We start from the raw sequence: 24,363 nt of genomic DNA, 5'->3' as shown, positions 1-24,363 counted from the left end.
GGCTCGGCCTATTGTGCGTTTGGTATTTTCCCCAGGCCGCGGTCCGTCGGCTTACCGGCCGAGCCCTTTGGGCGGCACAGCGGCGCTCACCGTGGTGCCCTCTCCCGGCACGCCGTTGACGGTGAGGCTGCCGCCCAGCGCGGCCAGTTCGGCCCGTCGGCCGCGCAGGCGGGTTTCGAGGGCCTCCGCCCCGGTTCCGCTGCCGTCCTCGCTGACCGTCAGGCGCAGCCCGCCCGGGGCGACGGTCAGGGCGACGGCCACGGTACGAGCCCGCGCCTGCCGCTCCACCTCGTGGAGGATGTCGCGGATCGTCCCGTGCACGATCTCGCCGACGTGGGCGGGAAGCTGATCCTCCGGCAGGGCCCACACCTCCACGGCGATCTCGGTACGCGCCGACCAGTCCGTCATGTGGTCATCGAGCGTCCGGGCCAGAGCGGACCAGTTTTCCGAACGAAGGTCCTCACGCGACATGTGTCCCCCTGATTCATGGCCGCCTGGAGGAGCCATGACCGGCCCCCTTTACTTTGCGCAACGGCTCGGTGGCCGTGGGGGTTCCTGCCGGTTACGACCGGTTTCTGAACCCAATGAACTTATGGGCGGCTTACCCTCCTTTGGAGGCCACTCGTCCGGATGGGAAGCAGTCGAACACGGACTCCAGTGACAACATTCTCCAGTCACGCACAGCGCACGCTCGGTTGCTTTATGCTGTTGCCGTGCGGTGTGTGAAGTGGGGGCGTGAATCTCTGTGACTGCCGTTACTGCCGGGGGCGCGGATCGCCCGCCAGGATGAGCGGGCAGCGCATACCTTTCCCCTTCGGCCCGCACATGCCCTTTCCCCCAACCCTCGAAAACCGGGGCGGCAACGTCGTGAACGACACCCCCAGCGCCACCGCGCAGCTCCTCTACGTCGATCACCAGCTCCGCATCGTGTGCCATCCGATGCCGGGGCCGTCGATCCTGCGGCTGGTGGGCGAGATCGACGCGACCAACAGCCAGGCGCTCGCCGACACCCTGGCCCAGGCGCGGCGGATCGACGAGGCGTTCATCCTGGACACCGGCGAGCTGACCTTCATCGGCATCTCCGGGGCTCGGGAGCTGATCGCGTTCTGCGAGGGCGGGCCGACGCGACTGGAGAGCGTCCCGCCGCTGTTGCTCCGCCTGCTGCTCATGCTCGGGCCGCCGGCGGCGGGCCGGCCCCAGCGGGCCGGATAACCAAGGCGATTCTGTGAAGTGTTTATGTATTCGTGAAATAGTTTTCGGTAATGTGTCTTCTGGGCCTAGAGCCCTCATACAGGGCGAAGGAGACACGCTGTGGAGCCGATGGGGCCCTCCCGGACGGGCAAATCCTGGACGTTTCTGACCAACCACGCGCGGGTCCTGGTCGAGATCACCCGTGACCCCAACACCCGGGTGCGCGACATCGCCGGGGCGATCGGCATCACCGAGCGCGCGGCCCAGGCCATCGTCACCGACCTGGAAGCAGCCGGCTACATCACCCGCACCCGCGTCGGCCGGCGCACGCGCTACGGCATCGACGCCAGCCTCCCCTTTCGCCACCCCAACGACGCCGACCAGCGCGTCGAAGGGCTTCTGCACCTGTTCACCGAGCACGACGCACCCTCGGAGGGAGAGCTCACCAGATGAGTGCCGCCTGCCCTCGCCCGTTCTCGCCCGCCGGGCGATGCCGCCCGGCGCGGACCGCCTCGCTGTGACAGGAGCCAGGTGATGAGCGGCCGAACCCTGAACAACAGTTCCGTGTACTCGCCGTCGCGGGCGGTCCGGCACACGCGGGCCGGGCTGACCGTGCGGGTCGACGACCGCGCCGGTTACAGCGTCGTACGGCTCAGCGGCGAACTCGACCTGCTGACCCGCCCGCTGCTGGGCGAGGCGTGCGCCCCGTTGCTGGCCCGCGGCATCGCGCGGATCGTCATCGACGTCGCCGAACTCGCCTTCTGCGACTGCTCAGGCCTCAACGCGCTGATCGACCAGCAACGCGCGGTACGACGGCACGGCGGCGCCCTGCTCCTGACCGGCGTGCACGGGACCCTGGCCCGCCTGCTGTCCATCACGGGCACCGCCGACACCTTCCCCGAGGGTCCCTGACCTCACCCCGGCCCGCCCGCGTACAGATCTCATCAAGAATCAGGTCGCGGGCGTATAGAAGCCGTCAAGAACCGCAAAACCGCCTGATTTCGACGATTTCCTTGATCTGAAGCCGCTCATTCCGAGCGGTTGTTCCGGATGCAAGGAGTGGGGATGGCCGACGTCATCTTCGTCGCCCTGACGATCGCGATCTTCGTGGTCCTCGGGCTCGTGGTGAAGGCGGTTGAGCGCCTGTGAACGTGGTGAACGCCGCCGGTTTGGTGGTCGTCGTGGCATTGGTGATCTTCATGGTCGCGGCCCTGCTGTTCCCGGAGCGTTTCTGATGAGCACGACCGCAGCCGGCCTGCTCTTCATCGCCTCGCTGATCATCGTGCTGGCCCTGGCGCACAGGCCCCTCGGCGACCACATGTACCGCGTCTACACCTCCGCCGGGCACAACGCCGTCGAACGCGTCCTGTACCGGCTGCTCGGCGTCCGCGCCGACGCCGAGCAGAGCTGGGGCCTCTACGCGCGCAGCCTCCTGGCGTTCTCGGTGGTCTCGATCCTGGTCGTGTACGGCATCCAGCGCCTGCAGGACAAGCTCCCGTGGAGCGTCGGCATGGCCCCGGTCACCGACCACATCGCCTGGAACACCGCGGTCAGCTTCGTCACCAACACCAACTGGCAGGCCTACTCGGGCGAGTCCACGATGGGCTACCTGACCCAGATGGCCGCCCTGGCGGTGCAGAACTTCGTCTCGGCCGCGACCGGCATGGCGGTGGCCGTCGCGCTGGTGCGCGGGCTCGCCCGCCGCCAGGCCGCCACGATCGGCAACTTCTGGGTGGACCTGGTCCGCGGCACGCTGCGCATCCTGCTGCCGATCGCGTTCGTGGGCGCGCTGGTGCTGGTCGCGGGCGGGCTGATCCAGAACCTGGCCGGGCCGCACGAGGTGAGCACGCTGACCGGGGCCGGCCAGACGATCACCGCAGGCCCGGTCGCCAGCCAGGAGGCCATCAAGGAACTGGGCACCAACGGCGGCGGCTTCTACAACGCCAACTCCGCCCACCCGTTCGAGAACGCCACAACCTGGACGAACTGGTTCGAGATCCTGCTGATCCTGCTGATCCCGTTCGCGTTGCCGCGCACGTTCGGCCGGATGGTCGGCCAGGTCAGGCAGGGGTACGCGATCGTCGCGGTGATGGGCGTGATCGCGCTGGCCGGCGTGCTGCTGACCAACGTCTTCGAGCTGTCCGGGCACGCGACGGTGCCACAGGCCGCAGGCGCGGCGATGGAGGGCAAGGAGGTGCGCTTCGGCGTCCCCGGCTCCGCGACGTTCGCCGCGGCCACCACGCTCACCTCGACGGGGGCGGTGAACTCCTTTCACGACTCCTTCACGCCGTTCGGCGGCATGATGACGCTGTTCAACATGATGCTGGGCGAGGTCGCGCCCGGCGGCGTGGGTTCCGGCCTGTACGGGATGCTGATCCTGGCCGTGATCACCGTGTTCGTGGCGGGGCTGATGGTCGGGCGCACGCCCGAATACCTGGGCAAGAAGATCGGCGCCCGCGAGATCAAGCTCGCCTCGCTGTACTTCCTGGTGACGCCGGCGCTGGTGCTGATCGGCACGGCGTTCGCGATGGGCTCGCCCGAGCAGCGGGCGAGCATGCTCAACAGCGGCCCGCACGGCTTCTCCGAGATCCTCTACGCCTTCACCAGCGCCTCCAACAACAACGGCTCGGCCTTCGCCGGCCTCACGGTCAACACGCCCTGGTACGACGTCGCGCTGGGCCTGTGCATGGCGTTCGGCCGGTTCCTGCCGATCATCCTGGTGCTGGCGCTGGCCGGTTCGCTGGCCGGGCAGGCGCCCGTTCCCGCGGGCGCGGGCACGCTGCCGACGCATCGGCCGCAGTTCGTCGGCATGGTCGTCGGCGTGACCGTGATCCTCGTCGCCCTCACCTTCCTCCCGGCACTCGCGCTCGGCCCGATCGCAGAAGGACTGTCCTGAAGATGTCACCTGTCGTATCCAAGCGCGACGGCCGGGTGGGCGGCGGCCTGCTGGACCCCAAGCAGCTCCTCACCTCGCTGCCGGACGCGGCCAGGAAGCTCAACCCGGCCACGTTGTGGCGCAACCCCGTGATGTTCATCGTGGAGATCGGGGCGGTGTTCACCACGGTGCTCGCCGTCGCGCGGCCGTCGTTCTTCGCGTGGGCGATCGTGGCCTGGTTGTGGCTGACCGTGCTGTTCGCCAACCTGGCCGAGGCCGTCGCGGAAGGGCGCGGCAAGGCGCAGGCGGCCACGTTGCGCAAGGCCAAGACCGACACCCGGGCCCGCCGGCTGAGGAGCGCCGCCTCGGCCGAGTGGGACGACGTCCGCGCCCCCGAACTCCAGCAGGGCGACCTCGTCGTCGTCGAGGCAGGGGAGGTCATCCCCGGTGACGGCGACGTCATCGAGGGCATCGCGAGCGTGGACGAGTCGGCCATCACCGGCGAGTCCGCCCCGGTCATCCGCGAGTCCGGCGGCGACCGGTCGGCGGTCACCGGCGGCACCCGCGTGCTGTCCGACAAGATCATCGTACGGATCACCCAGAAACCCGGCCAGAGCTTCATCGACCGCATGATCGCCCTGGTCGAGGGCGCGGACCGGCAGAAGACCCCGAACGAGATCGCGCTCAACATCCTGCTGGCCGCCCTCACGATCATCTTCCTCGTCGCCACCGCCACCATGCAGCCGATGGCCATCTACGCCAAGGCGTCCAACCCCGGCGTGCCCGACTCCCCGGCTCTCGACGCGAACGGCGTCACCGGTGTCGTCCTGGTCTCCCTGCTGGTCTGCCTGATCCCCACCACCATCGGCGCGTTGTTGTCGGCGATCGGCATCGCCGGCATGGACCGCCTCGTCCAGCGCAACGTCCTGGCCATGTCCGGCCGGGCCGTCGAGGCCGCGGGGGACGTCTCCACGCTCCTGCTGGACAAGACCGGCACCATCACCCTCGGCAACCGGCAGGCCGCCGAGTTCGTGCCGGTGGCCGGGATCAGCGAGGCCGACCTGGCCGAGGCCGCCCAACTGTCCAGCCTGGCCGACGCGACCCCCGAGGGCCGCTCGATCGTGGTGTTCGCCAAGGAACGCTACGGGCTGCGCGAACGGGAGATCCACGGCGCACAGTGGGTGCCCTTCACCGCCCAAACCCGGATGTCCGGGGTGAACCTCAGCGAGCGTGAGGTCCGCAAGGGAGCCGCCACCGCCGTCATGAAGTGGGTGCGCGACGCCGGCGGCCACCCCACCGACGAGGTCGGCCACATCGTGGACGGCATCTCCGCCTCCGGCGGCACCCCGCTGGTGGTCGCGGAGAAGGGCCGGGTGCTCGGCGTCATCCACCTCAAGGACGTGGTCAAGCAGGGCATGCGGGAACGCTTCGACGAGATGCGCAGGATGGGCATCCGCACCGTCATGATCACCGGCGACAACCCGCTGACCGCCAAGGCCATCGCCGACGAAGCCGGGGTGGACGACTTCCTGGCCGAGGCCACCCCCGAGGACAAACTCGCCCTCATCAGGCGGGAGCAGGCAGGCGGCCGGCTGGTCGCGATGACCGGCGACGGCACCAACGACGCCCCCGCCCTGGCCCAGTCGGACGTCGGCGTGGCCATGAACACCGGCACCTCCGCCGCCAAGGAAGCCGGCAACATGGTCGACCTCGACTCCAACCCGACCAAGCTCATCGAGATCGTCGAGATCGGCAAACAACTCCTCATCACCCGGGGCGCGCTGACCACGTTCTCCATCGCCAACGACATCGCCAAGTACTTCGCGATCATCCCGGCCATGTTCGCCGCGGTCTATCCGGGCCTGGACGCGCTGAACGTCATGCGGCTGAGCAGCCCGCAGTCGGCGATCCTGGCCGCGGTCATCTTCAACGCCCTGATCATCATCGCGCTGATCCCGCTGGCGCTGCGCGGCGTCCGGTATCGGCCCTCCAGCGCCTCCAAGCTGCTCTCGCGCAACCTCTACCTGTATGGCCTGGGCGGCATCGTCGCGCCGTTCATCGGGATCAAGATCATCGACCTGTTCATCCAGTTTCTTCCGGGGATGTCGTAATGGACCGTCTACCTGGCTGGCTGCGCCGGCATCTGGCCGCGCTCAGGGCCGTCGCCGTCCTGACCGTGCTGCTCGGCCTCCTCTACCCGCTGGTCACCACCGGGATCGCTCAGGTGCTGTTCAACCACCAGGCCAACGGCTCGATCGTGCGGGCCGGCGGCAAGGACGTGGGCAGCGCGCTCATCGGCCAGTCCTTCACCGACGCCGACGGCAACGCGGTCAAGAAGTACTTCCAATCCCGTCCGTCGGCGGCCGGTGCCGGCTACGACCCGACCTCGACCGGCGCCAGCAACCTCGGCCCCGAGGACATCGTCGACACCCTGCCGCATGGCGCCGACAAGGGCCGCCAGTCGCTGCTCACGCAGGTCTGCGCCCGCTCCAAGGCGGCCGGGGAACTGGAGGGCGTCAGCGGCGCCCGCCCGTACTGCACCCCCGACGGGGTCGGCGCGGTCCTGAAGGTCCTCCCCGACCGCGCCGTCAGCGTCAACCAGCCCTGCCCCGCGGCCCCCTTCATCCCCACCTATCAAGGGCTGAAAGTGGAGTGCGCCAAGCCGGGCGAGGACTACGCGGCCGGCCGCACCATCCCGGTCCGCGGGAACGCCGGAACGCCTGCGGTCCCCGCCGACGCGGTCACGGCGAGCGGTTCGGGCCTGGACCCGCACATCTCCGTCGCCTACGCCGAACTCCAGGCGCCCCGCGTGGCCAGGGAACGCGGGCTCGACCGGGCCGAGGTCGACCGGCTGATCAGGGCGCACACCAGCGGGCGGGCGCTCGGCTTCATGGGCGAAAGCGCCGTCAACGTGCTCGAACTCAACCTCGCGCTGGACCGATCGTGACACGGGGCCGCCTGCGGATCTACCTCGGGGCGGCCCCCGGGGTGGGCAAGACCTACGCGATGCTCGGCGAGGGCCGCCGGGCCCGCGAACGCGGCAGGGACGTGGTCGTGGGCTTCGTCGAGACCCACGGCCGCCCCCGCACCGCGGCCCTGCTGGAGGACCTGGAGGTCGTCCCGCGCAGGACGATGACCCACAGGGGCGGCACGTTCACCGAGCTCGACACCGAGGCGGTCATCGCCCGCCGGCCGAAGGCGGCGCTGATCGACGAGCTGGCCCACACCAACGTGCCGGGCTCGAAGCACGTCAAACGCTGGCAGGACGTCGACGACATCCTCGACGCCGGCATCGACGTCGTCTCCACCGTCAACATCCAGCACCTGGAGTCCGTCAACGACGTCGTCCAGGAGATCACCGGCGTGCCGCAGCGGGAGACCGTGCCCGATGAGGTGGTGCGCCGCGCCGACCAGGTCGAGCTGGTCGACATGTCCCCGGAGGCGCTGCGCCGGCGGATGGCGCACGGCAACGTGTACACGCCGGAGAAGGTCGACGCGGCGCTGTCGAACTACTTCCGCGTCGGCAACCTCACCGCGCTGCGCGAGCTGGCCCTGCTGTGGGTCGCGGGAAAGGTCGACGACCAGCTCGACCGCTACCGCGCCGCCCACGGCATCGCCGTCACCTGGGAGACCCGCGAACGTGTCGTCGTCGCCCTGACCGGCGGCCCTGAAGGCGACACCCTGGTCCGCAGGGCGGCCCGCATCGCCGCCCGCACCAAGGGCGCCGACCTGCTGGCCGTCCACGTCACCAGCGCCGACGGCCTGGCCGTCGGCGACCCCGCCAGCCTGGCCCGCCAGCGCGTCCTGGTGGAGAGTATGGGCGGCACCTACCACCAGGTCGTCGGCGACGACATCCCGCGCGCGCTGCTCGACTTCGCGCGCGGCGTCAACGCCACCCAGCTCGTCCTGGGCGCCTCCAGGAGGGGCCGCTTCGCGCAGCTGTTCTCGCGCGGGGTGGGGGTGGAGACCACGGCGCTGTCCGGCTCCATCGACGTCCACATGATCACCCACGAGGAGGCCAAGAAGGGCAGGAGGAGACCGGCGCGCTCACGTGCCGCGCTGACCCGCAAACGACGGCTGTCCGGCTGGGCCATGGCGGTGGCCGGCATGCCCGCGCTCACCGCGGCGCTGGCGCCGTTCAGGGACATGCTGTCGCTGCCCAGCGAGATCCTGTTCTTCCTGTGCCTGACCGTCGGCGTCGCGCTGGCGGGCGGCATGTGGCCGGCCATCACCGCGGCCGTCGGCGGCTCGCTGCTGCTCAACTGGTACTTCACGCCGCCGCTCGGCGAGTTCACCATCAACGATCCTGAGAACCTGTTCGCGCTGCTGGTGTTCATCCTGGTGGCGGCGGCGGTCAGCACGATCGTGGACATCGCCGCCCGCCGTACCAGGCAGGCCGCCCGCGCCGGCGCGGACGCCGAACTGCTGTCCACGCTGGCCGGGCACGTGCTGCGCGGTCAGGCGGCCGTGCCCTCGCTGCTGGAGCGCACGCGTGAGACGTTCGGGCTCGGCACGGTCACGCTGCTGGAACGCCGGCCCGACGCCGCCCGCACCCCCGACCACCGCTCCGACCCCGGCGCCTGGCGGATCGCAGCCACCTCCGGCGGCGCCCCGCCGACCTGCCCTGGTCAGGCCGACACCGACGTGGCCATCGACGATGACATGATTCTCGCCGCCAGGGGCGGGCCGCTGGACGCCGCCGACCGCGCGGTCCTGGAGGCGTTCGCCGCCGAGGCCGCCGTCGCGCTGCGCCATGAACGTCTTCAGGAGGCCGCCGCGCGGGCCCGCCCGCTGGCCGAGGCCGACAGGATGCGCACCGCCCTGCTCGCCGCCGTCAGCCACGACCTGCGTACCCCGCTCGCCTCGGCCAAGGCCGCCGTCGAGAGCCTGCGCAGCACCGAGGTCGCCTGGTCGGAGCAGGACCGCGCCGAACTGCTCGCCACCGCGGAGGAGTCCCTGGACAAGCTGGCCCGCCTGGTGGGGAACCTGCTCGACATGAGCCGCCTGCAGGCGGGCGTGCTCGGTGCGACCCCGCAGCCCATCGCCCTGGAGGAGGTCGTGCCGCGCGCCGTGGACGACCTGGGCCCGCTGCACGAGCGGATCGAGGGCGACCTGTCCATCGACCTGCCCGAGGTCCTCGCCGACCCCGCCCTGCTCGAACGCGTCCTGGTCAACCTCATGTCCAACGCCGTCCGCTACAGCCCGCCCGGCGCGAAGGTGCTGGTCAACGCGAGCCGGCACGTCGAGCACGTCGAGATCCGCGTCATCGACCGGGGGCCCGGCATCCCGCCCGAGGCGCACGACCGCGTCTTCCAGCCGTTTCAGCGGCTCGGCGATCGCGACAACCACACCGGGGTCGGGCTCGGCCTGGCTCTGTCGCGCGGCCTGACCGAGGCGATGGGCGGCACGCTCGTACCCGACGAGACCCCTGGGGGAGGGCTCACCATGATCCTCACGCTGCCGATCGCTTCAGGCCACCTTGGCGTGGGGCGGCGTGTCAGCGGGGTCGAGGAGGATGCCGGTGACGTCGAGGCCGGCGATCAGGCTCCGGAGCGCGGGCTCGCTGAGCCGTACCCACTGCTGCCCGGCGCCCAGGACCGCGGCCAGGCGCAGGGGAGAGGTGAAGGCCACGGCCGTCCTGGCGCCCCCGGCCGTGCGGAACAGCCGTAGCGACAGGGCGCCGGCCCGCTCGCGGACCGGGACGAACAAGGGGGGTTCTGACATGGAATTCCTCCTGGGGAAAACTCGTGCGGCATCGACGTCAGGCGGGTTCGGAGTGGATTCTCGCGGCCACCTCGACATTCTGACGGGGAACCGGGAAAAGTTGACGGGCCTTTGATTACGGGCAGGCCGGATCGCGCCACGACATGGACATCTACGGCGTGCGAATTTCCATAAAAGCCGCGTGGACCCGTCGTGCCGGATACGTAGAAATGTCGTAGGAAATAGCACTCTTCAGGCGTTGGATGGTGTTACATGAAAAGCGGCTGATCTCCTGAAGGGAAATGAGCGATGCGCGGGCGTCCCATGGCAGTGCTGCTTCCCGCCGGATTCGTTCTCGGGGTCGGCTCGTGCGTCGTGGCCACGGTCCTGTCCGGGGTGGCGGCGCGGCTGGCCGTGGTCGCGGTGGCCGCCGGCCTGTACGGAGCCTGGGCGAGACGCTGGTCAGCGGCCCTGGCGACGGCCGTGCTGGCCTGGTGTTTCGCGACGGGGTTCCTGGTGCGCGGCAGGGGAGAGCTGACCTTCACCCCTGACGACCTCGCCACGATGGGCGAATTCGTCCTCACGGCGCTGGCGGGCTGCGCCTGCGCCGCCGTCCACGCCGCCGTCCTCCGGGCGCGCCGGCGGAGAGCGATGCGGGCACGCGCCCGTCCCGGCCCCGTGCAGGTCGCCCGGCATGGGGAGCGGCTGCGGCGGGGTGCCGCCCCGCCGCGATGAGCCGACCCGTACCTGTCGCCGACAACTGCTCTCATACAGGCATGATCTGCCCGCAGGCTTGGGTTGACCAGGGTGGAGGTCACCTCATCGGCGCCACCTGCGCGGGAGCAGCGCCGCGAGCCGCCCCGTGACGTGGTCGAGCCCGCAGTACAGCCGCGGTGGGATGCGCGCCATCAGCGGGGAGTGCCGCCGGCCGATCAGCGTGATCAGATCGCGCGGCGGCTGGTCGATGTAGCGCGGAAGGTTCTCATACCACCGGGCGCTGTAGAGGGCCGCCTTCTGGGTCCCCCTGATCGCGGACTTGCATTCGCGCTCGTAGCGGGTCAGGGCGCGCGGCAGCGGCAGGCCCAGGTGCAGGGCCTTGACCAGGGTGGCGGCGTCGCCCAGTGCCAGGGCGGTGCCGGCGCCGATGGAGTAGTGGGTGGTGTGCGCGGCGTCGCCCATCAGGACGAGGTTGTCGCGGAACCACCGCCGGTTGGTCAGGGTGCGGAAGTTCAGCCAGTGCGGGTCGCCGTCGGGCTGCCCCCGGCCGATCAGCGGGTTGCCGTCGAGGATGTCGGCGAAGAACTTCTCCAGCCTGGCCAGGCAGTCGGCCTCGTTCGCCTCGTGGAACCCGAGCCCCCTCCAGGTCTCGGGTGAGCACTCGACGACGCAGGTGCTGTGCTCGCCGGAGAACGGGTAGCCGTAGCACCAGATCCAGCCGTGCTCGGTCTCGGTGTAGGCGAAGGTGAAGGCCTTGAAGACCTGCGTGGTGCCGAGCCACAGGTAGGTGTTGCGCCCGACCGCGATCTGGCTCCCGAAGTGGTCGGCGTGGCTTTCGCGCAGCACGCTGTTGACGCCGTCGCCCGCGACGATCAGGTCGGCGTCGGCCACCTCGGCCTCGCCGGCGATCTCGCGTTCGAACTCGACGTTCACGCCCAGGGCGCGCGCCCGCTCGGTGAGGATGTCGAGCAGCCTGCGCCGGCCGATGCCGAAGCCGTCGTCGGCGTGGTCCACCGTCACGGTCATGCGCTCGTGGACGTGCACGACCCAGGCGTCCCACCGGACCGACTCCTCGGTGATGGTGCCGGCCGACTCGGGGTCGGCGCCGATGAGGTTCTGGATGAGTTCGTCCCAGTAGGTGACGCCCCAGCCGTACGTCGACCCGGCCGGGTTGCGCTCGTAGACGGTGACCTCATGGGATGGGTCCACGCGTTTCATCAGGATGGAGAAGTACAGGCTGGCGGGTCCGCCGCCGACGCAGGCGACCTTCACACGAGCTCCCATTGTGACGCAAGGTAACTTATATGTGACACAGAGTAGCATGTGTGGATGGCCGGGCCCGCCCGGGGGTGGCGATGCTCACGCGGGAGCGGGGCCCACCGACTCGCCGGGCACCAGGGCGCAGGGGATGAGGAGGTGCGGAGGCGCCTCCTGGACGCCATCGAGCTTGTCGATCAGCGCGTTCACGGCCAGGCGGCCCAGTTGCGTGGCCGGCGCCGCCATGACGGTCAGCGACGGCTCGATCATCTCGCCGAACTCGGGCGCGGTCGAGGCCGAGATGACGGACAGGTCGTCGGGGACGGTACGCCCGAGCGCGCGCGACCCCTTGACCAGCCCGGCCGAGGCGCCCTCGTTCAGCAGGATGACGGCGGTCGCCTCGGGGAAGTCGTCCTTGAGCGTCCGCGCGGCCACCCGCCCGCCCTCCGAGGTGCCCTCGACGGCGATGACGGCGGGCGGCTCGCCGAGCGCCGCCATCGCGTCGAGGTAGGCGGCGTGGGCCCGCATGATCCGGCCTGGCTCGTTCCCCGGCGGGACCTTCGCGCACTGGGTGACCAGCGCGATCCGCCGGTGGCCGAACCCGCGCAGGTGCTCGACCGCCTGGTCGATCGTGGCGGCGAAGTCGATGTCGACGTAGGGCAGGTCGTCGTCCTCGGTGCGCCCGATCAGCGTGAACGGCACCCGCGAGGCGATGAGCCGCTCGACCCGCGAGTCGCGGATCTGGACCTCCATGAGCAGCGCCCCGTCGACGAGACCGCCGGCGAGCAGGTGCGACATCTGCTCGCCGTCGTTCACCGGCCACAGGACCAGGTCGTAGCCGCGCTCGCGGGCGCCGTGCGCGGCGCTCATCACGAACTGGATCACCGTGATGTTCGGCCGGGTCTCGAAGTCGGGGTGGAGCAGCGCGAGGATGCGCGTGCGCGAGCTGGCCAGCGCGCGGGCGACCACGTTGCGCCGGTAGTCGAGCTCCTCGATCGCCGCCTCGATGCGGGCCCGGGTTTCCGGCGCGACCGGTTTGGTGCCGTTGATGACGAAGGAGACCGTGGCGATCGAGACGTTGGCCCGCTCCGCCACGTCACGCATGGTGACCATGGGGGTGTCGCCTCCCGGCTCATGAGGGCACGCGAAGAGCGAGAGAACTCGCGGAAAGCACTGCGACTATATCGCAGCCGTTGAAGTAAATCGCTTAACTTGTTGTTGACATCGCCGGACTATGGGCGCAACATACTGCACAAGCCGAGCGTGGTTAAGCGCTTTGATCGCTCGTGGCGGCCGCCCATGCACGACGTGGCTCCCCCGTCATCCGGCGCTGCCGCCCCATGGCGGCGCATGTTCCCGAGACTCGCCCACCAGCTCAGACAAGCCGCGTTGACACCGTCGTCAACGCCACTCACCCCATCCCCCCACACGCCGTGCACGGCCGGGGAAGCGGTCACGCACGGATACGCCGGATGCATTCAGCAGAAGGAGTACCTCATGAAGACAGCACGGAGGCGTCCGGGAAAGACGCCCAAAGTGGCTGTCGCGGCAGCGGCCCTCTTCCCCCTCTCCCTGGCCGCGTGCGGCGGAGCCGGCGCCTCCGGCTCGGAATCGCCGAACACGTTGACCGTCCAGGACTACTACGAGGCCGTCCACGATCCCATCTACCAGGCGTGCGCGAAAAAGGCCGGCGTCCAGGTCAAGATCAACCACATCCCCAACGCGGGCCTGATCCAGAAGGTGCTCCAGCAGAGCTCCTCGCGCACCCTGCCCGACGTGCTGATGCTCGACAACCCCGACGTGCAGCAGATCGCCGCCTCCGGCGCGCTCTCCCCGCTGTCGGACTACGGCCTTAACGGCGACGGCATGGTGCCGGCCGTGGTGAAGGCCGGCACCCACGAGGGCAAGCTGTACGGGCTGGCCCCGGCCGTGAACACCCTGACCATCTTCTACAACAAGGACCTGTTCGAGGCCGCCGGCATCACCGCGCCGCCCAAGACGTGGGACGAGCTGCGGGCCACCGCGAAGAAGCTCACCCAGCAGGGCCGCTACGGCTTCGCGATGAGCAACATCAACACCTACGAGGGTTCGTGGCAGTTCCTGCCGTTCATGTGGAGCAACGGCGGCTCCGAGCAGAACCTCGCCACCCCGGAGACCGCGCAGGCGCTGCAGTTCGTGCTCGACCTGCAGAACGACGGGTCGATCTCCAAGAGCTCCGTCAACTGGAGCCAGGACGACGTGATCAACCAGTTCGTCGCGGGCAAGGCCGCGATGGTCGTCAACGGCCCATGGCAGTTCCCCACCCTCGGCAAGCACAAGGACCTGAACTGGGCGGCGTTCCCCGTCCCCACGCGGACGGCCGGGCAGACCCCGGTCGCGCCGCTCGGCGGCGAGCTCTACACGGTGCCGCGGACCCGCGACAAGGCCAAGATGGCCAAGGCGGGGGAGTTCGTGAAGTGCCTCACCTCGCAGGAACAGCAGCTCGAAACGGCCAAGATCCAGCAGAACGTCCCGTCGGACATGGCGGCCGCCGCGACGTTCGCGCAGACCAAGCCGGAGATCGCCCCGTTCGCCACGGCCGTGAAGACCGCCCGCGCCCGCACCGAACTCCTCGGGGCGGACTGGCCGAAGGCGGCCACGAAGATCTACACCGCCGTGCAGGCGGCCCTGACCGGTAAGTCCGACCCCGCGCAGGCGCTGCAGCAGGCGCAGAGCAGCCAGTAGCCACTCGGAACGGGGCGGCCGCACGGGCGCGCCTCGCACGTCATCGCAAAGGAGTGGCTTTCGTGACGTCAGCCAACCTTCGTCTCGCGGTCGCGGAAGACTCGATCGAAGGTCAGGGCCGCCGCAAGACCCCGCGCCCCCGTTTGCTCCGACGGTGGACGCAGTGGCTGTTCTGCCTGCCCGCCATCCTCTTCGTGGCGGTGTTCTTCGGTTACCCGATCGTCCAGAACATCGTCATGAGCTTCCAGGAGTACACGACAGAAACCTTCTACACCGGCGAGGCGCCCTGGGTGGGCCTGGCCAACTACGTGACGTCCCTGTCGAGCGGGCTGTTCACGACGACCGTGGTGAACACGGCGCTGTTCACGGTCGGCTCGATCGTCTTCCAGTTCACGATCGGGCTCGCCCTGGCGCTGTTCTTCAAACGCAACTTCCCGCTGAGCGCAGTCCTGCGCTCGATGTTGCTGCTTCCTTGGCTGCTGCCGCTGATCGCCTCGAGCGCGGTCTGGAAATGGATCCTCGACCAGGAGAGCGGCGTCCTGAACCAGTTTCTCGGCCTGTTCGGCGTCCCCGCCGTGCCGTGGCTGGTCAGCCCCGGCCTCGCGCTCATGGGCGTCATCGGGGTGAACATCTGGCTCGGCATCCCGTTCAACGTCGCGATCCTCTACAGCGGCCTGCAGGCGGTCCCGAAGGAGCTGTACGAGGCGGGCTCGCTGGACGGCGCGGTCGGCTGGAAGGCCTTCAGGCACATCACCTGGCCGAGCATCCGGCCCGTGGTCAGCGTCGTCATCGTGCTCGGGGTCGTCTACACCCTCAAAGTCGTCGACATCATCCTCGGCCTGACCGGCGGCGGCCCCGCCAACTCCACCCAGACGCTGGCCACGAACGCCTACAACAAGTCGTTCGTCGAGTTCGACTTCGGGCAGGGCGCCGCGCTCAGCAACATCCTCATCGTGGTCTCGCTCGTCTTCGCCATGGTCTACCTCTACATCTCACGCCGAGAGCCTGCCGAATGAACATGAACCCCTCGCCGAGCGCGCGCCGGCTGCCCATGACCGTGCTGGGCGTGCTCTTCCTGGCCGTGATGCTCTTCCCGGTCTACTGGATGGTCAACAGCAGCCTGCAGACCAGCTCAGGGGCCGCCAACACCGCCTTCTTCCCGATCCGCCCGACCCTGGAGGGTTATGCGAAGGCGATCTCGGAGCAGGGCGGGAACTTCGTCACCAGCCTGACCATCGCCCTGGGGAGCGTGGTGCTGACCCTGGTCGTCGCCACCCCCGCCGCCTACGGCCTGGCCCGCTTCCGCACCCGCGGCACCAACGTGTTCCTGCTGGTGCTGCTGGTCACGCAGATGATCCCCGTCATGGTCCTGGCCAACGCCCTCTATCCCCTGTTCAACACGCTCAACCTGCTCAACGACGTCACCGGGCTCATCCTGGCCAACACCGCCGCGGGCATCCCGTTCGCGGTGCTGCTCATCCGCGCGTTCATGGGCGCCATCCCCAGAGCGCTCGTGGAGGCCGCGCTGGTGGACGGCGCGGGCCACCTGCGGGCGTTCCTGTCGATCGTCGTGCCGATCAGCAAGAACGCGATCGTCACCGCCGCGCTGTTCACCTTCCTCAGCACGTGGAGCGACTTCCTGCTCGCCCTCACCCTGACCAGCACACCCGACGTCCGGCCCATCACGCTGGGCATCTACGACTACATCAGCGCCCAGACGCAGGACTGGAGCCCCGTGATGGCCACGGCCGTGCTCGCCTCCGTCCCCGCCGCGCTGCTGCTGATCTTCGCGCAGCGTTACATCGCCGCGGGCGCCGTCAGCGGCGCCGTCAAATGAGCTTCCGCAGAAAGGAGCCCCTCTTGCGAGGCATTCACGTCACGGTGTGGGGAGAGAACCGCCACGAACAGGCCGAACCCGACGTGGCCGCCATCTACCCCGACGGCATGCACAACGCCATCCGCCGGGGCATCGAGGGCTGGCTGGGGGACAAGGCCACCGTCGCCACGGCCACGCTCGACGACCCCGAGCACGGCCTGACCGAGGAGGTGCTCGCCCGTACCGACGTCCTGACCTGGTGGGGGCACGCCGCGCACGCGGAGGTCGCCGACGAGGTGGTCGAGCGGGTGCACCGGCACGTCCTGTCCGGCATGGGCCTGGTGGTGCTGCACTCCGGCCACTGGTCGAAGATCTTCACCAAGCTGATGGGCACCACGTGCACGCTGCGCTGGCGCAGCCAGAACGACCGCGAGCTGGTCTGGACGGTGAACCCGGCCCACCCCATCGCGCGCGGCATCCCCCACCCCATCGAGATCCCCGCCCAGGAGATGTACGGCGAGCAGTTCGACATCCCCACACCCGACGAACTCGTCTTCATCAGCTCCTTCACCGGCGGCGAGGTCTTCCGCAGCGGCTGCACCTTCCGCCGGGGCAACGGCAGGATCTTCTACTTCAGCCCAGGTGACCAGGACTACCCGGTATACCACCATCCGGACGTCCTGCACGTCATCGCCAACGGCGTCGAGTGGGCGGTCGGCGACCGGTCGCGGCGCGAGCTGCCCACTCTGCTCCGCTACGAGATGGGGCAGTTCTTCGACGGGCACGGTTACCGGGGTGCGATGCACAGCAAGGAGAACGCCGAGTGAGCCCCTCCTTCGCCCGCGCCGCCGATCCGGCGCGTCCGCTCCGCGTCGTCCAGGTCGGCGCCGGCTCGATGGGCCGCGCCTGGCTGGGCACCCTGACGGCCTCGCCCGACGTCGAGCTCGTCGGGGTGGCCGACCTCGACGTCGAGCGCGCCGAGGCGGCCGTCCGTGACCTCGCGGGCGGGGTCACGGTGGGCGCCTCGCTCGGCGAGCTCATCCCGGCGACGGCCCCCGACGTCGTCGTCAACGTCACCGTCCCCGCCGCCCACGGCGTGGTGAACGCCGAGGCGCTGCTCGCCGGGCTCCCGGTCCTGTGCGAGAAACCGGCCGCCCCGACCCTGGCCGACGCGCTCGTCCAAGCCGCCGCGGCGCAGGCGACAGGGCAGCTGCTGATGATCAGCCAGTCGCGCCGCTACTTCGCCGGCCTGGCCGAGTACCGGCGCAGGATCGCCGAACTCGGCACGGTCGGGCTGCTCACCACCGGCTTCGCCCGCGCGCCGCGCTTCGGCGGCTTCCGCGAGGAGATGGAGCAGCCGCTGCTGGTCGACATGGCCATCCACGCCTTCGACACCGCCCGCTACCTCCTGGACGCCGAGCCGGTCTCGGTCGTCTGCCAGAGCTGGAACCCGGCCTGGAGCTGGTTCCGCGGCGACGCGGTGGCCACGGCGACCTTCCTGTTCGACGGCGGCGCCCGCTACGTGTTCACCGGGAGCTGGTGCGTGGACGGGCTGGAGACGTCATGGAACGGCGAATGGCGGGCGGGCGGCTCCACGGGCACCGCGACCTGGGACGGCGAGCAACGCGTCGCATCCAGCATCAGCGGCGCCGCCGACGTGCCGCCCGGCGAGCACGAGCAGATCGCCGGAGCGCTCGTCGAGTTCGTCGCCGCGCTGCGCACGGGCGTCGAACCCGCCGGGACGATCAGCGGGAACGTACGCAGCCTGGCGATGGTCGAGGCCGCGGTCCGCTCCGCGGAGTCGGGCGGGCGCGTCGAGATCGACGCGCTGCTGGAGCTGGCCTACCGCGAGGCGCTGTCCCATCCCGTGCCTGAGCCGATCCGCGCGTGCCTCGAATCCTGGGGCACGCCGTCCGCCGCGCTCGGGGTGAAGGCCGTCGCTCAGCAGGAGTCGTCGATGTCGATCACCCCGACCAGTTCGGGGCCGGCCGGCACCAGCCTGGCGCCCTCGCCGGTGAACCCCAGCGGCCGGCGCAGGCCGTAGGCGAGCGGCGGCGTCTCCTGGCCCGCCCGCGACCCGTTCGGCGAGGGTGCCGGCGAGGTCGCGGCGGAGGGGGACGACCAGGTGATCCACGGGCACCGGGGGAGCGCTTGCGCCGACGACCGGATCCGCCGCGGTGATCAGGGGTTCGTCGATGGCCGACGTTCGGGTCCCTCCGGTGAGGCCGTAGCTATCTGAGGGATATTTGATCACAAGCCCGTCATAGCTTGTGCCGGGATCTTCGCGTGGTCCGCGTATCGCCGCCGCCCGCCGCCGATAGCTGGTATGGGTGGAACCATGATCTTTTTAAGGCGGACGATCCACTTGGCCGTACTCAGTCTTCTTGTCATCCCGATAGGCGCGGTCATCGCCGCCTCCCCCGCGGGGGCCGAAGCGCGCAAGCGGTCGCAGGCGGAGGCGGGGGCGCTGGCCCGCCGCCAACTGGCCCAGTTGAAGGTGGCCAAGGCGTTATCGTCGCGTGGTTACAGCCGCCAGAAGTTCCAGCCGCTCTGGGCGAACCACAAGGGCAGGTGCGACGTGCGCGAGACCGTCTTGGCCCGCGACGGGCGGCGCGTGAAGAAGAACGCGGCCTGCCACCCCGTCAAGGGCGTCTGGTACAGCCCGTACGACGGCAAGCGGTTGAAGAGCGAGCGGCAGGTCGACGTCGACCACCTGGTGCCGCTCGCCTACGCCTGGAGGTCCGGCGCCAGCAGGTGGAGCCAGGCGCGCCGGCGGGCCTTCGCCAATGACCTCACCCGGCCCGAGCTGATCACGGTCAGCCACTCCGCCAACATCGCCAAGGGCGGCAAGGGGCCGCAGAGCTGGCGTCCGCAGCGGCGCAGCTACTGGTGCCGCTACGCGACCTCCTGGATCTCCGTGAAGCACCACTACCGGCTCTTCGTGACCCGCAAGGAGAAGGTGGCGCTGGTCAACATGCTGCGCACCTGCCGCTGACCCATCTGCCGTCCGGCGCGCCCTCCCCGACCAGCTCGGCCGGCGCCCGGACGGCACCCGCGCCGACCCAGACGTCCGAAGGCGACGGCCACGGGCTCCAGCGACATCAGGTCGAGCTGCGCGGCCTGATGTCCGCGGACGCCCCACCCGTCCGGGCCGTACGCCCGTACGGCTCGCCGCAGAAGTAGCGGTTGAGCGCGTCGACCGCCGCCAGCAGCATCAGCCCGACCGCCCGATCGTTACGCTGGACGTTGACCGACACCGTCATCCGCCGCCCGCCCGTGTCGTCGGCGAAGGCGAAGGTCACGTAGCCGGGGATCGAGCCGGTCGCGCCCCACATCTCGCCGCAGGTGAGCCCCACCGACTCCAGGCCGAGCCCGTACCGGGGGAACACCGGGGCCTGCGGAGTCGCGACGCCGGTGCGCATCTGGGCCAGCGACTCCCGGCTGACGAGCCGGCCGCCGAAGAGCGCCTGGTAGAAGCGGTTGACGTCACGGGCGTCCGACACGACGCCGTAGGCCGCCCACGCGAAGGACGGGTTCAGCCGCGTGATCGGCCGCAGCGAGCCGGGCACGCCGGGGTCCGCGCCGGCGGGCAGATGGTAGCCGGTGGCGTGCGGGCCGCGGATGCCGTCCCAGGTCACCGGCAGGTACGAGCGCGTCATCCCGGCCGGACGGAAGATCCTCCTGTCGAGTTCGGCGCTCAGCTCATGGCCCGTGACCTTCTCCACGAGCATTCCGAGCAGGATGTAGCCGGCGTTGGAGTAGGCGAAACGGCCAGGTTCCCGCCGTGGCAGCCGCTCGGCCTCCGCGACGAGGCGCTGCGGGGTGTAGGTCCGCTTGCCGTACCGCTCCGGGTCGGCGAACTCGGCGGCGTTGATGTAGTCGGCCAGGCCGCTCGTGTGGTTCAGCAGCTCGCGCACGGTGATCTTCTCGTCGCCGTCGATATGTCCCGGCAGTCGTTCGCCGATCGGCTCGTCCAGGCTCAGCCTGCCCTCTTGGGCGAGCTGCAGCACGACCGCCGACACCATGCTCTTGGTCAGGCTGGCCGCGCGGAAGCGCGCCTCGCGCGGCACCGGCGCCCGGGTGTCGAGGTCGGCGGTGCCGCTGGTGCCGATCCAGGTTCCGCGCTCGTCGTCGATCCGCGCCAGGACGCCGGGGGCGCCCGCCGCCACGGTCGCGTCGAGTGCCTGCTGCACGCCGGCGGGTTCGGGGGTGGCGGCGACGGCCGGTGCGGGAGACAACAGGGCCGTGGCGATCAGCAGGGCGATCGCGGCACGGCGGCCGTTGGTCGGTGGCATACGTTCGTTCCTTCTGATGGGAGGGATGGAAACGATCTCCATCGTGGAGCCGCCGGTCGCCGTCCTCGTCCTCACTCCTGACGATCTTGGCCTGCGACGGCGGTCGCACGCCGCCTACGACTCCGGTCGGATCTAGAGTGGGTGGGGCCGAAAGTCGGCTTCACCCGGAAGGGAGGCCGGGGCGTGGGAGCACCGCGCCCTGACGATGAATGCGTGGCGATGACGTTCGAGCCGCAGCCGAGCTCGCGACAGGCTTCCTGGGGAAGTTCACCGATCGGGACTGGACGGCGTCCGTCCCCGGACTCGACTTCACCGTGGCATCGGTGGTGGCGCACGCGGCGCAGGGGCCGCTGTGGTACGCGCTGGACCTGACCGGCGGGCCGCAGGACGCGGCCGCGTTCGAGATCAAGGTGAGGCCCGATCCGGAGCCCGACCGGCTGATCGCGAGCCTGGCCGCCGCGGCTCACCTGTGCGCCACCGCCGTGGACGCGATGCCGGATTCCGCACGGGGCTTCCACCCGTTCGGAGCCTCCGATCCGTCCGGTTTCGCCGCGATGGCCTGCGACGAGATCCTCGTCCACACCTACGACGCGGCCACCGGGCTCGGCGCGGACTTCCGTCCAGGCCCCGAGCCGGCGCGGCGGGTGCTGGCCCGGCTGTTCCCCTGGCACGAGCCGGGCGCCGACGCCTGGCTGACCCTGCTGTGGGCCAACGGCCGGACGGACCTGCCCGGCACGCCCCGGCCACGCGGGTGGCGCTGGCACACCGCGCCCCTGGCCACGTGGGACGGCAGGGCCTGATGGAGTTCGAACCGTGACCGCCGTCCGCCCGCGCGCCGGGCGCGGACGTGGGCGGCGGCGCTTCACCGACAGGAGGCGGCGAGTGCCTCTAAATCGGATTTGTTGTGGAATCTCCCGCGATTGGCGGTGAACACACTCTGTGTGATCTCCTGATCACCGGGGTGTGGTGTGATCAGAAGTTTGGGCCGGTCGCTGCGGACGCGACTGGCACTGCTCGCCAGCATCGCCATGCTGCTGCTGAACGTCGTCGTCGGAGCCTTCGCCCTCTACGGCATCCGGAACGAGGTTCTGGGCATCAGGGCGCAGGACACGGCCGGCAGGGCCCTGCGGGTCCTGCTCATGATCAAGCGGGACCGGTTGCCCAGGACGGTGGTGACCTCCAACGAGCTCGACGGCATCCAGGTGGTCGACTCGGCGGGACAAGTGGTCTCCTCCTCGCCGAGCCTGGCCGGCGCGCCCCGCCAGACGTCGGCGATCCCCAAGGAAAACCAGGCCAACGACGTCGCACAGCTCTGCGACCTGCCCGCGTTCCCCGAAAGCTGCAAGATCGTGGTTGCCCTGCGCGCCTACCAGCCGGACGGCGTCTGGACCGTCTACGCCTTCGACGATGCGGTGCCCTGGTACGTCAGCCCGCAGGTGATCATCTTCGAGGTCATCGTGGCGGCGCTGCTGACCGCGCTGACCTGGCTGGGGGTGTCCCGGGTGGTGGCCAGGACGCTCGCGCCCGTCGGCAGCATGACCAAGCGGCTGGCCGAGATCACCGAGGACGGCGGCGGCGGTGGGCTGCGGCTGCCCGTCCCCGAGAACGTCGACGACGAGATCAGGACGCTGGCCGAGACCGGCAACCAGACGCTGGAGCGGCTGGAGGCCGCGATGCGCCAGCAGGAGGCGGCGATGGAGCAGCAGCGCAGGTTCGCCAGCGACGCCTCCCACGACCTGCGCAGCCCGATCACGGCCATGCGCGCCCAGGTCGAGGACGCCCTGCTGCACCCCGAGGACGTGGACTGGCGCGAGACGGGCAACGCGCTGCTGGTCACCCTCGACCGCTTCCAGGCCATCGTCACCGACCTGCTCACGCTGACCAAGCTGGACGCGGGCGCCCCACGCGTGCGGGAGCCGGTGGAGCTGGGGGAACTCATCGCCGCGGAGATCCTCAGGCCGCGTGCGAAGAACGTGCTCACCCGGCTGGAGCCGGAGGTGGTGGTCATCGGCGACCGGCTGCAACTGGCCCGCCTGCTGACGAACCTGCTGGACAACGCCGAGCGGCACGCCGAGTCGCAGATCACCGTGTCCGTGCGGCACGCGGGCGAGGAGGCCGTACTGGAGGTGTGCGACGACGGCGCGGGCATCGCCTATGAACACAGGGAGACGGTCTTCCAGCGCTTCACCCGCCTGGACGCCTCCCGCAGCCGCGACGCCGGCGGCACCGGGCTCGGCCTGCCCATCGCCCGCGAGATCGCCAGGACTCACGGCGGCACGCTCACGATCGAGGACTCCGACGCCGGCGCCCGCTTCGTCGTGCGCATCCCACTCCGGACGAGCTGAGCCGGTACCCGGGTCAGAAGATGCGGGTTCGCCGGACCGTCTCCGCCACGAACCGATCCGCCCTGGTGACGGCCGGATCACCGCGATAAGGCTGCCAGTCGGCGCGCAGTCTGCTCAGCTCATCGCGTACCCGGGCGGAGGAGATCTGCCGAAGATCCTCGCTCAGCTCCAGAACGGTCCCCGCGGCCCGCTCGACCTCACCGGCCCGCAGAAAAGCGTGCGCGGCCCGCAGCCCGATCAACGCCCGGGTGCGCAGCTCGACGGGCCGGCGCGCGTTCATGGAGGCGGCGAAGTGGCGGGCGGCGGTCGCGTGGTCGCCGAGCTGGGTGAGGGTCAGCCCGATCTGGTGTTCCAGGGATTCCCGCCGGTAGTTGCCCGTCCATTCCGACTCGGGCACGGAGTCGGCCCGTTCGAGCTGGGTCTCGGTGCTGCGGAGCAGGTTCAGGGCGTCCCAGCGGGTCCCGGCGGCGGCGTGCGCCTCGGCGCGCATCCCGGTGACCCACGCCCGCGTGCGCGGCGGCCCGTGCCCGGCCAGCGCGGAGGCGGCGGCCTCGGCCAGCGCCAGGGCCTCGGTGTCGTGGCCGAGCTCGGCCGCCTGCACGGCCATGCTGCGTAACGCGGTCGCGCGCAGCACCCCGTCGCCCGCCTCGTCGGCCAGGCGCACGCTGCTGATGTAGTACCGCTGGGCCAGGGCGTTCGCCCCGGCGTCCATCGCCATGTAGGCGGCCAGGTAGCACAGCTCGGCCGCGGCGCTGAACAGGTCGGGGCGGCTGCGGCCGTTCGTGGCGTGCAGGAGCGGCGTGACCTCGCGGGCCAGGTAGGCCGCCACCGCGATGCGGCCGTGCCCGCCGCCGAACTGGTCGTCCAGGTCGGCGAAGCCGCGCGTGGTGGCCCGGATCCGTATGACGTCGCCCGAGCCGGCCCTGCGGGGGGCGGCGCGGGCGCGGGCGTCGCCGCCGTGCGCGGACAGCGCGGCCAGCGTCAAGGTGCCCGCGGTCAGCACGGTACGGCGGTTGAGCATGTCGTCCTCCCCCAACGCGGCCAGCCGGGCCACGGGATCGCCGCTCCAGGGGTCGTCGGGCGCGGTGCCGTCCCGATCCGGCCATCCCAGGTCCGCCGGGCCGAGGTCCGGCCTGCCGAGCCGGCGGCGGAAGGCCTCCACCGCCGCCCGCACGGCCTCCGGGCGCGGGACGGTCCCGGTCAGCCAGTGCCCGACCGCGGACCGGTCGTAGTGGATGCGCTCACCGCTCTCCGCCGCGACGGCGTTGACATGCTGCGCGGTCGCGGCGTGCGTCCACCCGGCCTGCTCGATGAGCGTGGACAGCGCCCGGTTGACGACGGGGCGGGTGCGTGGAGGCGGCATCGCATCTTCACATCAGTTCACATCGCGGTGGCCTCGACGATGCGCCCGAGACGGAGCACCGTCAAGACAGAGCACCG

The 24,363-nt window shown here is 70.4% G+C and carries 22 protein-coding genes and 1 pseudogene; 17 read left to right on the top strand and 6 right to left on the bottom strand.

The window, feature by feature from the left end:
- Positions 1–51: 51 nt before the first annotated feature.
- Positions 52–408, bottom strand: a complete 357-nt coding sequence (locus tag ACFOY2_RS43240) for a hypothetical protein (RefSeq protein WP_379533951.1) — start codon at positions 406–408, stop codon at positions 52–54.
- Positions 409–825: 417 nt separating this feature from the next.
- Between ACFOY2_RS43240 and ACFOY2_RS43235 the strand changes: the two genes are divergently transcribed.
- The 8 genes from ACFOY2_RS43235 to ACFOY2_RS43200 all read left to right on the top strand — a co-directional run bounded on the left by ACFOY2_RS43235 (position 826) and on the right by ACFOY2_RS43200 (position 9,736).
- Entirely contained in the window at positions 826–1,212 is a 387-nt protein-coding gene (locus ACFOY2_RS43235) for an STAS domain-containing protein (protein WP_379533950.1), read from the top strand.
- Between the two features lie 108 nt (positions 1,213–1,320).
- Positions 1,321–1,644, top strand: a complete 324-nt coding sequence (locus ACFOY2_RS43230; RefSeq protein ID WP_379534027.1) for a winged helix-turn-helix domain-containing protein — start codon at positions 1,321–1,323, stop codon at positions 1,642–1,644.
- 81 nt (positions 1,645–1,725) lie between these two features.
- The gene (locus ACFOY2_RS43225; protein WP_379533949.1) at positions 1,726–2,103 is read left to right on the top strand and encodes an STAS domain-containing protein; all 378 of its coding nucleotides are present in this window, start codon (positions 1,726–1,728) and stop codon (positions 2,101–2,103) included.
- 233 nt (positions 2,104–2,336) lie between these two features.
- Complete coding sequence (gene kdpF / locus ACFOY2_RS43220; RefSeq protein ID WP_379533948.1) at positions 2,337–2,426, top strand: K(+)-transporting ATPase subunit F; 90 nt, start codon at positions 2,337–2,339, stop codon at positions 2,424–2,426.
- Positions 2,426–4,087: a potassium-transporting ATPase subunit KdpA gene (gene kdpA / locus ACFOY2_RS43215; protein WP_379533947.1), complete on the top strand. Its 1,662-nt coding sequence runs from the start codon at positions 2,426–2,428 to the stop codon at positions 4,085–4,087. Before kdpF ends, kdpA begins: the two co-directional genes overlap by 1 nt.
- A gap of 2 nt (positions 4,088–4,089) precedes the next feature.
- Complete coding sequence (gene kdpB, locus ACFOY2_RS43210) at positions 4,090–6,177, top strand: potassium-transporting ATPase subunit KdpB (protein ID WP_379533946.1); 2,088 nt, start codon at positions 4,090–4,092, stop codon at positions 6,175–6,177.
- Positions 6,177–7,013 (top strand): potassium-transporting ATPase subunit C, encoded by an 837-nt coding sequence (locus tag ACFOY2_RS43205; protein ID WP_379533945.1) that lies wholly within the window; start codon positions 6,177–6,179, stop codon positions 7,011–7,013. The genes kdpB and ACFOY2_RS43205 overlap by 1 nt, the downstream gene beginning before the upstream one ends.
- Entirely contained in the window at positions 7,010–9,736 is a 2,727-nt protein-coding gene (locus ACFOY2_RS43200) for a DUF4118 domain-containing protein (protein WP_379533944.1), read from the top strand. Before ACFOY2_RS43205 ends, ACFOY2_RS43200 begins: the two co-directional genes overlap by 4 nt.
- Here ACFOY2_RS43200 and ACFOY2_RS43195 read toward each other — a convergent pair.
- A pseudogene (locus tag ACFOY2_RS43195) lies at positions 9,626–9,868 on the bottom strand (SAV_915 family protein); the annotation flags it as partial. The gene ACFOY2_RS43200 and the pseudogene ACFOY2_RS43195 overlap by 111 nt on opposite strands.
- Positions 9,869–10,078: 210 nt before the next feature.
- On the opposite strand from ACFOY2_RS43195, the gene ACFOY2_RS43190 reads away from it, so the two are divergent.
- Positions 10,079–10,504, top strand: coding sequence for a hypothetical protein (locus tag ACFOY2_RS43190; protein WP_379533943.1), 426 nt, complete (start codon positions 10,079–10,081; stop codon positions 10,502–10,504).
- Positions 10,505–10,588: 84 nt separating this feature from the next.
- Here the strand turns inward: ACFOY2_RS43190 and ACFOY2_RS43185 are convergent, their stop codons facing one another.
- Both ACFOY2_RS43185 and ACFOY2_RS43180 read right to left on the bottom strand, forming a co-directional pair.
- The gene (locus ACFOY2_RS43185; RefSeq protein ID WP_379533942.1) at positions 10,589–11,770 is read right to left on the bottom strand and encodes an FAD-dependent monooxygenase; all 1,182 of its coding nucleotides are present in this window, start codon (positions 11,768–11,770) and stop codon (positions 10,589–10,591) included.
- Between the two features lie 75 nt (positions 11,771–11,845).
- Positions 11,846–12,856, bottom strand: a complete 1,011-nt coding sequence (locus tag ACFOY2_RS43180; protein WP_379533941.1) for a LacI family DNA-binding transcriptional regulator — start codon at positions 12,854–12,856, stop codon at positions 11,846–11,848.
- 384 nt (positions 12,857–13,240) lie between these two features.
- Between ACFOY2_RS43180 and ACFOY2_RS43175 the strand changes: the two genes are divergently transcribed.
- From ACFOY2_RS43175 to ACFOY2_RS43150, 6 genes are all read left to right on the top strand, one after another.
- The gene (locus ACFOY2_RS43175; protein WP_379533940.1) at positions 13,241–14,467 is read left to right on the top strand and encodes a sugar ABC transporter substrate-binding protein; all 1,227 of its coding nucleotides are present in this window, start codon (positions 13,241–13,243) and stop codon (positions 14,465–14,467) included.
- Between the two features lie 62 nt (positions 14,468–14,529).
- The gene (locus ACFOY2_RS43170; protein ID WP_379533939.1) at positions 14,530–15,483 is read left to right on the top strand and encodes a carbohydrate ABC transporter permease; all 954 of its coding nucleotides are present in this window, start codon (positions 14,530–14,532) and stop codon (positions 15,481–15,483) included.
- The gene (locus ACFOY2_RS43165; RefSeq protein WP_379533938.1) at positions 15,480–16,304 is read left to right on the top strand and encodes a carbohydrate ABC transporter permease; all 825 of its coding nucleotides are present in this window, start codon (positions 15,480–15,482) and stop codon (positions 16,302–16,304) included. The genes ACFOY2_RS43170 and ACFOY2_RS43165 overlap by 4 nt, the downstream gene beginning before the upstream one ends.
- A 23-nt stretch (positions 16,305–16,327) precedes the next feature.
- Complete coding sequence (locus ACFOY2_RS43160; RefSeq protein WP_379533937.1) at positions 16,328–17,110, top strand: ThuA domain-containing protein; 783 nt, start codon at positions 16,328–16,330, stop codon at positions 17,108–17,110.
- Positions 17,107–18,327, top strand: coding sequence for a Gfo/Idh/MocA family protein (locus tag ACFOY2_RS43155; RefSeq protein ID WP_379533936.1), 1,221 nt, complete (start codon positions 17,107–17,109; stop codon positions 18,325–18,327). The genes ACFOY2_RS43160 and ACFOY2_RS43155 overlap by 4 nt, the downstream gene beginning before the upstream one ends.
- Positions 18,328–18,621: 294 nt before the next feature.
- Complete coding sequence (locus ACFOY2_RS43150; protein WP_379533935.1) at positions 18,622–19,278, top strand: HNH endonuclease family protein; 657 nt, start codon at positions 18,622–18,624, stop codon at positions 19,276–19,278.
- A 106-nt stretch (positions 19,279–19,384) separates the two neighbouring features.
- On the opposite strand, the gene ACFOY2_RS43145 is transcribed toward ACFOY2_RS43150, so the two are convergent.
- A complete protein-coding gene (locus tag ACFOY2_RS43145; RefSeq protein ID WP_379533934.1) occupies positions 19,385–20,578 on the bottom strand; it encodes a serine hydrolase domain-containing protein in 1,194 nt (397 codons plus the stop codon).
- 209 nt (positions 20,579–20,787) lie between these two features.
- On the opposite strand from ACFOY2_RS43145, the gene ACFOY2_RS43140 reads away from it, so the two are divergent.
- Together ACFOY2_RS43140 and ACFOY2_RS43135 are read left to right on the top strand one after the other, a co-directional pair.
- Complete coding sequence (locus ACFOY2_RS43140) at positions 20,788–21,378, top strand: maleylpyruvate isomerase N-terminal domain-containing protein (RefSeq protein WP_379533933.1); 591 nt, start codon at positions 20,788–20,790, stop codon at positions 21,376–21,378.
- 168 nt (positions 21,379–21,546) lie between these two features.
- Positions 21,547–22,923 (top strand): sensor histidine kinase, encoded by a 1,377-nt coding sequence (locus ACFOY2_RS43135; RefSeq protein WP_379533932.1) that lies wholly within the window; start codon positions 21,547–21,549, stop codon positions 22,921–22,923.
- Between the two features lie 13 nt (positions 22,924–22,936).
- On the opposite strand, the gene ACFOY2_RS43130 is transcribed toward ACFOY2_RS43135, so the two are convergent.
- Positions 22,937–24,286, bottom strand: a complete 1,350-nt coding sequence (locus tag ACFOY2_RS43130) for a hypothetical protein (protein WP_379533931.1) — start codon at positions 24,284–24,286, stop codon at positions 22,937–22,939.
- Positions 24,287–24,363 lie beyond the last annotated feature (77 nt).

The organism is Nonomuraea purpurea (assembly GCF_042650645.1).
Lineage (GTDB): Bacteria > Actinomycetota > Actinomycetes > Streptosporangiales > Streptosporangiaceae > Nonomuraea > Nonomuraea purpurea.
The sequence above is the reverse complement of the archived record's forward strand: the minus strand, read 5'-3'. Positions and strand labels throughout refer to the sequence as shown.